Annotated in this window: 6 protein-coding genes; 1 reads left to right on the top strand and 5 read right to left on the bottom strand. The window is 54.8% G+C overall.

The features are described from left to right. The first annotated feature begins 133 nt into the window (after positions 1-133). Positions 134-1,069 carry a GNAT family N-acetyltransferase gene (locus tag HOV93_RS03830; protein WP_207395144.1) on the top strand — a complete coding sequence of 312 codons (936 nt, stop codon included), beginning with the start codon at positions 134-136 and terminating at the stop codon, positions 1,067-1,069. Between the two features lie 6 nt (positions 1,070-1,075). Here HOV93_RS03830 and HOV93_RS03825 read toward each other — a convergent pair whose 3' ends face one another. The 5 genes from HOV93_RS03825 to HOV93_RS03805 all read right to left on the bottom strand — a co-directional run bounded on the left by HOV93_RS03825 (position 1,076) and on the right by HOV93_RS03805 (position 11,579). After that, positions 1,076-2,512, bottom strand: a complete 1,437-nt coding sequence (locus tag HOV93_RS03825) for a sulfatase family protein (RefSeq protein WP_207395143.1) — start codon at positions 2,510-2,512, stop codon at positions 1,076-1,078. A gap of 85 nt (positions 2,513-2,597) precedes the next feature. Then, complete coding sequence (locus HOV93_RS03820; protein ID WP_207395142.1) at positions 2,598-6,155, bottom strand: bifunctional proline dehydrogenase/L-glutamate gamma-semialdehyde dehydrogenase; 3,558 nt, start codon at positions 6,153-6,155, stop codon at positions 2,598-2,600. Positions 6,156-6,293: 138 nt separating this feature from the next. Further along, positions 6,294-7,013, bottom strand: a complete 720-nt coding sequence (locus tag HOV93_RS03815; RefSeq protein WP_207395141.1) for an AraC family transcriptional regulator — start codon at positions 7,011-7,013, stop codon at positions 6,294-6,296. A gap of 219 nt (positions 7,014-7,232) precedes the next feature. Beyond that, entirely contained in the window at positions 7,233-9,851 is a 2,619-nt protein-coding gene (locus HOV93_RS03810; RefSeq protein ID WP_207395140.1) for a sodium:solute symporter family transporter, read from the bottom strand. 225 nt (positions 9,852-10,076) lie between these two features. Next, complete coding sequence (locus HOV93_RS03805; protein ID WP_207395508.1) at positions 10,077-11,579, bottom strand: sulfatase family protein; 1,503 nt, start codon at positions 11,577-11,579, stop codon at positions 10,077-10,079.

Here is an 11,579-nt window from a genome sequence, read left to right as displayed (position 1 = left end):
ATCTGCGGAAATGACGCGAGACTTTTCTGGTCGAAAATGAACCCACTCGTCGAAGGGTGGCACGAATGTAGTAATCGTTGGAGAATATCGACACTGTTTGGAGTGATTCACGAGCCATGGTACAGGACGAAGTATGTCGAGCTATACGATTCAATCGATGACGACTGAGCAGCAGCATGAAGTTACCTCGTTGATTTACCATTCGACCAACGCCTGGTATCAATCGCATGCCCGACCGCCTATCTTCACCGGCGACGTGTCGGTCGCAAGCGTGTTTTGTGAAGTGTACGAAGCCATTGATCCCGGATGCTGCGTGGTGGCTAGGTGTGACGAGTCTGGTGTGATTGCCGGATCTTGCTTTTACCATCCACGCCCCACTCACGTGTCGTTGGGGATCATGAACGTTCACCCCGATCACTTCGGCGGAGGTGTCGCGCGGAAGCTCTTGCAGGCCGTTATTGATCTGGCTGAGAAGGTAAACAAGCCGGTGCGACTGGTGTCGAGCGCTCTGAATCTAGATTCGTTCTCGCTTTACAGTCGAGCTGGTTTCGTTCCTCGGGCAACCTATCAAGATATGTACCTGGAAGTGCCGGAGAGCGGAATACAACGAGGCACGCCACCAGCTCGGCTGGACTGCGTGCGTGAAGCAACCGCTGGCGACCTGGAGGCGATCGTCGCGTTGGAAGAAAAGCTGCATCACATTCGCCGCCCTGACGATTACCGCCACTTTCTGGAAAACAAATCCGGGCTATGGCACGTATCCGTCATCGTCAATAGCTCTGGGGAACTCGACGGAGTTCTGGCCTCGGTATTTCATCCTGGCTCGAACATGCTAGGACCAGGCGCGATGCGAACGGAAGAGGATGCCGCAGCGTTGATCTATTCCGAATTGCAGCATCACGCTGGCAGATCGCCGGTGTGGCTTGTCCCAGTTGAAGCAAGCGAGCTGGTTCAACAGTTGTACGGTTGGGGAGCGAGGAACTGTGAGCTTCACTTTTCGCAAGTCCGTGGTGAATGGACGAAGCCCGAGGGGATTGTCATGCCGACCTTCATGCCCGAGACCAGTTAGGCAGAGTTACCGCTGCGAGACGCCTAACTCCTTTTCCCACCAGTTTAGATACACATCCGGCTTGACGTCTGGTGAGAGCCCGCGTCGCTTAAATGCTCCGTTCGACCACTTGCGACTGGCCTCAATCGTTTCTTGGAGCTGCGGTTCAGGCTGATAACCATAGTCGTTTGTGCCGGCGATCCACTGATCGAGTTCATTGCGCAGAGTGGCCAATACCTTCGCGTATTTCTTATCATCGGCCACATTGTTGGTTTCATCTGGGTCGGCATTCAAGTCATAGAGTTCTTCCGCAGGACGTGACTCAGTCCAAAAGTGCGCCGGCGGACCTTCCAGCTTGCCCTGCTGCTTTAATACGCGAGCGACTGTCATGCCTGGGTATTGAAGCTCTTTGTAGCCACTTCGCTGGGTGTAGGGAAGTTCGGGGAAGTCATTGCGAATATACTTGAACGAATCGGTACGCACGCAGCGAATTCTGTCGACCGCGTCACCGCACCGATCTCGCGCAGCGAAGATCATGGTCCGCCCTGCGAAGTCATCGGAAAGAAAATCTTGGCCGTCCATCCACTCAGGTACGGGCAGGCCAGCGACGGCAATGGTTGTCGCGCTGACGTCGATCAGGCTGACCAAATCGTTGTTGACCACACCAGAGCTCAGATGTCCTGGCAAGTGCACCACAAGCGGAACGCGAAGGCCGCCGTCGTAAAGCCACTGTTTGTCGCGATAGTGAGGCCGACCGTGATCTCCGAAGAAGAAGATCACCGTCTTATCGAATTCCCCTTCGTCTTTTAATCGCTGCACAACGGCACCCACATGCTGGTCGAGCGTTTCGATGCTGGCGAGGTAGTTCGCCCAATCCGCACGGATGACCGGGTGCTCTGGGTAGTAAGAAGGAATCTCGACGTCATCGGCTCGGGCCAAATCCTTGGCCCGGATGAACGCGCGGTGCGGTTCGTGGATTTGAATTTGCGCGAAAAACGGCTGTCCCTTTTCACGCATCGACCAATCGATACCATCGAAAACCTGGCCTTGGGTAGTGAAGTTGTAGTCGGTCTTGCCGGGGCGAGTCATCGTGCTGTTGCTATTGCTGAGGTAGTACCCGGCGTCTTTCAACAACGTGAGAATGGGAACGACAGGACTCGGCAGCGGTCGTTTGACTTCCGTGCGATGATGATGCGTCCCGGTTGCCGTCTGGTAAACCCCAGTGATGAACGCGGAACGCGAGGACGAGCAAACCGGCGAGGTAGAAAACGCCTCTGTATAGCGATGCCCCTGGTCGGCCAGGCGATCAATATTAGGGGTGCTAACTCCTTGGTAGCCATAGCAACCCAACTCTGGGCTGAGGTCATCGGCAATGATCCAGACGATGTTAGGACGCTCAGCCGCCGAAATGGCAGTGGTCACGTAGAAAACGGTCAGCAATACGAGAGTACGAAAGAGATGCATAAGAAACCAAGTCGACAGGGGAGGTCAAGGGGGGCCAGACTCGCCATCATAACATCGACTCGGAATGCGTTCTATCAAGTATTCTTTATTGCCGTTGGTGTTGCCGGGAAACGATATTCCCATGTCGGTGGACGATTTCAGTCACCGATTGTTCTCGCAGATACCCGAGCCATTCGAGCCGCCCATTGGCGTAACACGTCGAGCTCAAGATGCGATAGCCACAGCGTTTCAGGTCGAAGAGTGGATCGAGGTCCGAGGACCCGACAACGCGCAGACACCCTGGTTCGGTTTGCGACAACCGCTGGATGAATTCCTCTTGGGATTCCGCTCGACTACGTTGTTTCAACGCCGATGGCAGTCGGTTAAACCAATTGCTTTGCGAAGCGGCGCTCAACTCCCAGGGGATTTCAGCGATTTCACACAGTAGGAAACTCTTGGCTAAGTCGACCATGCGCATAGGGTCACCTTCGGCACGAACGACATGTTTCGGAAAAGGTCGATAGCGGAAGTGATTGGTTTCTCCGAGCAACGAGGATGGATCATGTTCTCTTGAGAAGTAATGGTCCCACCAATAAACGTAGCTGGCAGTTGCTGCTTGTAATTCTTGGCGATCATCGTCCGACGGGAGGGCTTTGCCGAGGATTGCCACATGCTCGCGCAATTCGGCCGAAAGGGTTTGCATGGCTTGAGGCAAGGCGGCTTGCGACCAGTTTTGGAACGCGGCCACGTAGTTAGGGCCACCTGCTTTCGCGCCAGGTCCGACGGCCGAGTGTTTCCAACCTCCGAAAGGTTGTCGCTGAACAATCGCGCCGGTCGTCGTACGGTTGATGTAAGCATTGCCAACTTCGACCGACTCGCGCCATGTAGTGATCTCTTCGGAATCTAGCGAATATAAGCCTCCGGTCAGACCGAACTCGCTGTCGTTCTGGATGCGGATCGCTTCTTCTAGTGAATCGACGCAAATGATTCCCAGTACTGGGCCGAAGCATTCGGTGCGGTGATACCAACTGCCAGGTTTCACCCCCAGCCGGATACCAGGACTCCACAGGCATGGGTTATCGTCAATCATTTGGGGTTCAAGCAGCCAAAACTCACCCGGCTCTAGCTTCGTCAAGCCTCTTTTCAGTTCGGCATGTGGCGGTCGAATGATCGGCGTGACATCCGCAGAGAGATCCCAAGCAGATCCAACATGCAAGCTCGCTGCCGCATCACGAAGCTGATTGCGGAACTGGTCGCTCTCATAGACATCTCGCAGAACGATCGCCAAGCTGGCGGCCGAGCATTTTTGTCCGGCGTGACCGAAGGCGCTACGCACGAGGTCTTTGATTGCCAGGTCGAGGTCTGCCGCCGAGGAAACGATCATGCTGTTCTTGCCGCTTGTCTCGGCATACAATTGCATCGCTGGTCGCCACGATTGGAAAAGCTGGGCGGTCGCGTATGCCCCGGTGAGAACGACAATTGAAGTGCGAGGATCGCTCAGCAGGGCCTTACCGTTGTCGCCGTCGTCCAGCGGTAGAAACTGCAAGACTTTGCGGGGAACGCCCGCTTCCCACAACTGGCAGGCCAAGTGCCACGCGGTTAAGACCGTTTCCGGAGCAGGCTTCAGAATAACGCTATTACCGGCCATCAACGCGGCGAGACAACCGCCGGCGGGAATCGCGTAGGGGAAGTTCCAAGGCGGCGTAACGACCACCACCCCGACAGGCGATGAGGTTGTGCCGTCGTTCCACCCTTTGGTGTTGTGCGAGCGGCTGTAATACTCGGCAAAGTCGATTGCCTCGCTGATTTCACCATCGCTCTCCTGCACTGCCTTGCCGGCATCGGCCAGCATCACGCCCATCGTTTCGCCTCGCTGCTGCGCGGCCACGGCGGCGAACTGACGTAGAATCTGAGCACGCTGCTTTATGCCCAGTTCCTCCCATTGGGGTTGAGACTGAGTAGCGGTTTGCAAAGCAATTTCCACATGAGAAGCATCGCCGTTGGCGTAGCGATAGAGAATCTCCCCTGGATGCGAAGGATCGAGACCATCAGCGATATTATCGGTCGTTTCTTCAACCCCACCCACTTGCACAGGGATGGTGCCGTAGGATCTCTCATTCCAAACGTCGAGTAATCCCTCGATCCACCGGCGATTGGCAGGGATTGAAAAGTCGGTGTTTGGGGCGTTCTCGAAGGGTTGGTTTGCCGAGGTTGCCGTGAAGTGTTCGGTGCTCCGGTCTTGATTGCGATGGGGTTGGGTAGCCAATTGATGGGACTGGGCCAGCTTGCCGGCAGCGAGAAAACGCTGACTTTGTTCCTGCCAGGCAGGTGAGTCGACTTCCATTGCAAACAGCGATCCCAGAAAGCTTCCCGGCTGCGTGTTCTCGTCGAAGCGGCGGACCAGGTAGGCTACGGCGGAATCGAAATCGGCATCGTAGCAAATGGGGGCATAGACCAGCAGGTCGCCTGTGCGATCACGCATCTCGCGAGCTTGAGCGTTAGCCATTCCTTCGAGCATCTCGAAGTCGACGCGATGGACAACCTCGCGATGTTGTGACAAACGAAGGGCGAACGCGATATCGAACAAGTTATGACTTGCCAATCCAATCCGCACTGCTTCGGCGTTCTCAGGTCGGAGGGCATATTCGACCATGCGTTTATAGTTCGCGTCGGTTTCGGTCTTCGTGTGGTAAGGGGCTTGCGGCCAGCCATGGATAGAGGCTTCTACCTGCTCCATCGCCAGGTTCGCTCCTTTGACCAAACGAATCTTGATGTCGGCTCCACCTCGGGCAACTCGCTGCTTAGCCCACTGCGTTAAGGATTGCTGAACCGCATGCGAATCTGGCAGGTAAGCTTGAAGCACGATCCCCGCCGACAGATCGCGAAACTCGGGCTCTTCGAGCACCGAGCGTAAGACATCGACCGTCAAGTAAAGGTCGCGATATTCTTCCATGTCAAGATTGATGAACTTGTGCTTGCCATTCCCAGGGGCCATTGCTGCTCGATATAGGGTTCGGAGCCGATGTTTCAACTGCTCGAGCGTGGCTTGATAACCAGTCAAACTGATGTGAGCGGCGACAGCAGACAGCTTGACCGAAACGTAATGAATCGCAGGATCTGCAATGCGTTGAAGATAGAGCTGAAGTCTTACTTGTGCTTCTTTCTCGCCGAGAACAGCTTCGCCCAATTGGTTCAGGTTGATACGAATTGCGTCGCGCTTGCGCTGTTTCAGGTAGGTGGCAAATGGTTTCGGCTCGGCCGAGATGATGACATGCGACGAGTCGGCTTGAATTCGCTTTCTAACCAGCGGCATCACTAAACTCGGGGCGAATTGAGCGGCCCATACCCCCAGTTGAAGTAAGCAGCGATCTCGAGGACTGAAGTAATCTGGCAGGCCGTACTGCTGAACTAGCGATTGCAGATGGATGGCCGAACGTCGCGGATTTTTGATGCGCAGCACCTGATCGACCATCGCGACGGTTAACTTTTTGCCATCTTGATCGTTGATCAGACCAGCCACCTTCGCCAAGTTGGCTCGATCCTCTGTCGTCTCACGCGACTTCGATGCCTGGAGGATATCGGCCGCGAGAGGGATCGCTTCTTGGGTGATGAAATCGATGTCAGAGAGTTCCATTTTGCGTTGCGTGTGAGTTGCAATCGACACGGGCACACCTTCAGGATAAGCGTACAGATTCATTTGCCTGAATTTTAGAAACGAAGACCCCTGATGGTATTGAGCATTTCTAGCGCCGCAGGTGTTCGTTTCGGTCAAAATTAGGATGACGAAAAGCGGCTGATTTTCCTAACCCGGCTTCTGGTGCGACTTTCGGTAGGCTAAGGGGGTTTGGTTCGCTGCGGCACCAAAGTGTCGGGTGAAGGCGCTTTGGTCACTAAAACCGCACTCCAGAGCGATCTCGGACAAGGACTTTTCGCTGGAGACTAGAAGCTGCTGAGCCAAATCAAGTCGGTACTTCATCACGAACTTCTTGGTCGAAAGCCGAAACACGCGACGCATTCGGCGATCGAGTTGCGTCACGGAAAGACCGACTTTCTCTGCAAGCTCCTCCGTTGTCAGCGGCTGAGCGATGTGCTGCCGAATCAAGTCAATAACGACCTTTAAATCGGCTAATTCCAGATCGCTGTCGCTTGGTTGTTTTAGATCTTGCGACACGCCCACCAGGCCGATCGTGTTGCCACTGCAATCGAGAAGGGGAAACTTGTTAGACAAGTACCATCCGCGCGTTCCATCTACGTTCGAGATCAGTTCCAACTGATCTGTTAATGGTTGCCCAGTGCGGATCACCTCGCGGTCTTGGTCGTCGTAGACCTTGGCCAATTCCGGAGGGAAAAAGTGTGCGGCCTGTTTGCCAATTAGCTCGGCGGGATCTGTCACGCCAATACGTTCTGCGAATGCATGATTTACAAACGTGTAACGGCCCTGCAGATTCTTCACGCAATACACGACATCGCCCAGGCAATCAAAGATCTGCTCAAGTAGCCCTTCTTGGAACTCGTATCTCATCAAGCTTCTTTCGTGTCGCGATCAATTGTCGCTGTCCCTAGACCAACAATTCCTTCTTCTCATTCATATCGACAGTAGGAAACATTCGCCACCCGTCGAGAGAGTTTCTAGGTAACACGAGCAACCGATGAAAACCCCCCGGAGACTATTGTTAAAGAAAGTGCCTGGCAGTGAGAAGTCTGAAATGCAGGACCCCATTATGTAAGAAGTTGCCGATGTTCAGTGTGACTGATTGCTAGTCTCCAACGGTGGGTTCTCCTCGGTTGCGGGAGCATCGTAGATCGTCAGCCCTGATAGATTGGCCGGCGTGTGGCCGCTGAGATAGCTGGCTACGTACCCCACTACAAAGCAAACCGAGAGGCCTGCCGCGGGGTAAACGAAGCCGTTGACCTTCGTGAATCTCCATAAGACGAGCATGGTTGCGGCGCCGATCATGGCCCCGCATAGCGCCCCGAATTGGTTTGTCCTCCGCGTGAACGCGCCCAGCAAAAATAGACCTCCTAGAATGCCCATGAAAATTCCCAAGATCATAATGAAAGCATCGAACAGCGAGCGAATCTCAGGATTGACGAACAGCAAGCCCAGTAGCGTTCCCATTGCTCCTATCGAGAAGGTGCAAACGCGTGCCGCGTTTAAATAACCGCGTTCTGTAGTGCAGAAGTTCAGCGGACGAAGAAAGTCGACGATGATCGTGGTCGCGGACGAGTTCATGCTGGTCGAAACGGTCGACTGCGCAGCGGCAAAAACGCCAGCCACAATCAAGCCTGCCAGACCAACGGGGATTTCTCGGGCGATGAACAGTGGGAAGATTTGATCGGTCGTGATCAGGGGATCCAACTTGCCCGGCTGGCTCTGATAATACGCGAACAGCGCCGTGCCAATTCCGAAAAACAAGATGGTCGCCGGGATCGTTAGAACGGCACTCATCCAGATCGAGCGCGCGGCTAGTTGCTGGGTCGATGTCGTCACGTATCTTTGAACAACCGCTTGATCCGCCGTATAAGAGGAAATATTTTGGGCGACGGCTCCTGTCAGGATGACCCATAACGCGACCTGAGAGTTCGTGACATCCCAGTTGGCATTGGCCATATTGAATTTGTCCGCCGTCTGGGCAATCTCCCAGAACCCAGACCAACCCCCGTCGACGCCGCTAATTAACAGGACAATTGCCAGAAGTCCCCCGCCTAGCAAGACAAACGTTTGAATCGTGTCGGTCCAGATCACGGCCTCGATACCACCCATCGTGCAGTAGACAATACTCAGTACGCCCATCAACAGAACGGATTGCACCGGTGTCAGCGGAGTTGCCACGGCCAAGGCCAATGCGGTAAGCGACATCACGATCGCCATTCGAAAGAGATGGAAGAACACAAAGCTCATGCTGGCAAACATTCGCGTCATGCGTCCGAAACGCATTTCAAGGTATTCGTAAGCACTCGTCGCGTCGATTCGTCGGTAGAACGGTAGGGCCACGTAGACGGCTAGGATGGCGACGAAGGGAATCGTAAAGTTCGAGACGGCATAGACCCAGTCTTGGGCGAACGCCTTGGAAGGGAGCCCAGTGAAGGTCAGCGAGCTGAGCATCGTGGCGAAAATGCTACAGCCAGCGGCCCACCAAGGGATTTGCTTCCCACCGCGGAAGTAGTCGTCGGTGTTCTTGTTCTTCTGCGTAAAGTAGACACCGATACCGACCATGGCCAGCAAATAACCGAAAAGAACGGTGTAGTTCAACAGGCCAAAACTCTTGCTCGGCGTACTAGGCGTTATCTTCCAGATGTCTGGTGAACGGACGCGAGGACGAACTTCTCCGCTGGGTAGGATGATCGAGTCGCCCCATCGAACGGCGGTGGTGGTGACTGGGCTGGCAGGAGTTTCGCCGGCACTGATCCACGAATCGGTGATGGTATGATAAGCAAATGCCTGGCGAGGGAAGCCTGGGTGGTTGTCTTTGAGTTCATCTTCCTTGCCCCAATTACTTTCGTCGGCGCTGCCGAGCACAAAGATATGACTCTGCCCAACGCCAATTGCCTCGCCGGCCATCATTGCCTGGGGGGCATCGTTCCGCTGCCGCCAAGTGTTGGTCTTGGGAACGAACTGCCAGACGTCTCGCAGAAACTGAGTCTCTCCGTCCGCGTCACGTCGACCTCCGATCACATAGATGCCATCATTAAACCCGTCATGCTGAGCGGCAACCATTGAAAACGCACGCGTCGGCCCTGGCAGCGACGGCAGCTGCTTCCAGTGCCGGTCTTGTGGCGGCTCGGGCCCAGAAAGATCGAGACTCCACAGCGAACCGGTCGCGCTGGAAAGTTCTGGTTTGCTTTGACCACAAGCAACGTAGACCGTATCTCCGATCACAGCGGCCTGGGCGTAGACGATCGGTTGCGGCAAGGCAGCACAAGGAATCGTCTCGACCTCTTGGCCATTCCATTTCAAAAAGTACGCATCCGAGTAGACCTTGTCGGCGTCGTTGCCACCCAGGCAAAGCACTCCATGCTTGGTCGTTGCGCTCGCCCCGTAGGCTGTTGGCCGGGGGAGCGTTCCCCCTTCTTTCCAGGCGTAACCCTCGTCTGTCTGCACGAGTATATGGATCGCATCGACCCACTGTTTTTGGGATTCCCAGACAGGCCGTGGAAAGTTGGCACCGCCGGCTACGATCAGCGCCTGGTTACTTATGCCAGCGAATGGCCCAGCGACACCCAGTGCATTAGGCAACTCTGGTAGTTGCTGCCAATCGAGGTGCGTTTCACCGAAGCTGTCACGGTGCGACGAAGCAATCAGCAGGGTTGCCGCAACGACGAGCAACGCACGCCGGAAAAGATTCGGTCGGAAGAGCATCAGAGACCTATTGAGTGGTTCGCAGATGAAGATGATGCACCGCGGTGGGGACGCGGGTGGGGGATCATGTTGGCAGAGATTGTGTGGAAACTCAATCGGCAGAAATATTTCTGGCGTTTATTTCTGCAATTCGTTTTAAATCGATGCCCTGGCGCGCATAAAAAAGGCCCTTCAAGTGGTTATTGAAGGGCCCTCGGGTGGTCGACGAAAGAGAAACGAACGACGTTATTCGTAGCTCCACTTCATGATCCAGGGATCGTCTAACTCTTTCTGCTTGGCTTTGAGTTTGGCCTTATATTCTTCTAATGCCTTCGCGTAGGCGGGATCGTCGGCCAGGTTCAGTGACTCGTGCGGGTCTGTTTCGATGTTGAAAAACTCGAACTCGGGACGCTGGATGTACTCGCCGACGGTCTTGGTGCCGTAAGGGGCATCTTCCCCTTTTTGAAACTGAGCTTGCCAACTCGACGCGGCCCACAGGTCGGATGCGAACGGATAATCGAGCTTATGGGCGATGTTCCAAATCAGTTTGAAATGGTTGTCGCGGTAAACTCGCATTGGATAGTACATCTGAATTTCGTGAAACGTATGCGACGCAAAGATCGAGTCGTGCGTAGTTGCTTCGGCATCGCCCAGCAGTGGAACCCAGGACTTGCCGTGGTATTGATCAAATTTATTGCCACCGCTGCGATTCTCTGCCATCGCCTCGCCGCGTTGCTTCCAGAACGCATTGGCGTTAATGGGGTTCTTGGGACGCTGAGCTTCGCGATCGAGTGCACCAGCAAAATCCAAAAGCGAAGGGGTAATGTCGACGTGGCTGATCATCGCATCGGTTTCGATGCCGCGGTTTTTCTCGTAAGGATTCCGCACGACAAAGGGAACGCGTAGGCCGCCTTCGTAAACGGTCGTCTTGCCGCCAGAAAACGCCATGCCATGATCGGCCGTAAAGACGATCATGGTTTTGTCGTAAAGACCGTTCTCTTTCAAGATGTCGACCAGGCGTTTAAGCCCTTGATCGATCCGCGAAACGGACTGATAGTATTGAGCCAACTCTTCGCGCGTGTCAGGCGTGTCGGGCAGGAACTCTGGGATGGGGACTTCCGCCGGATCGTAAAAGACTTCTTCGATACCTGGATACGCCTTTTTGTTGGGCTTATTGCCGAAGAGGTTCGGCTTCAGCTCGAGACTTGAAGTCTTATCGTCGCCACCACCGCGGTGCGGATCGCTTGTGGCAAAGTACAAAAAGAATGGCTTATCACTTGATTCGGTGATGAAGTCTTTACAGTTGTCCGCCATTTCGACAGGCGAACGCGTGTTGCCGGGAATTGTCTTATCGAAGTGGAAGACGGCTTCCGGGGCAACGTGGTATTTGCCGCACCGAGCCGTGCGGTAGCCTGCTTGGGCCATCAATCGCGGTAGTGCCAGGCTGACCACATCGTGGTACGACGAAAACTTGTGGAAGTGGTGCGTGTGACCATATTGGCCGTTCATATGATTGTGCAGACCGGTCATCACGACCGAACGGCTGGCACTGCAACTTGCGGTGGTGGCAAACGCATTACGGAAAAGCGTTCCATCTTCGGCCAAGGCATCGATCGTCGGTGTGACGGCGACGCTATCGCCGTAGCAGCCTAGCGTGGGGCTTTCGTCATCGGTGATGAAGAAGATGACGTTGCGATCGGGCCGCTTCGCATCATCCGCTGCCTGGCTCAAGCTGACAATCGATGACAA

Origin of the sequence: Bremerella alba, from assembly GCF_013618625.1 — a bacterium.
In the GTDB taxonomy this organism is placed as follows: domain Bacteria; phylum Planctomycetota; class Planctomycetia; order Pirellulales; family Pirellulaceae; genus Bremerella; species Bremerella alba.
The sequence above is the reverse complement of the archived record's forward strand: the minus strand, read 5'-3'. Positions and strand labels throughout refer to the sequence as shown.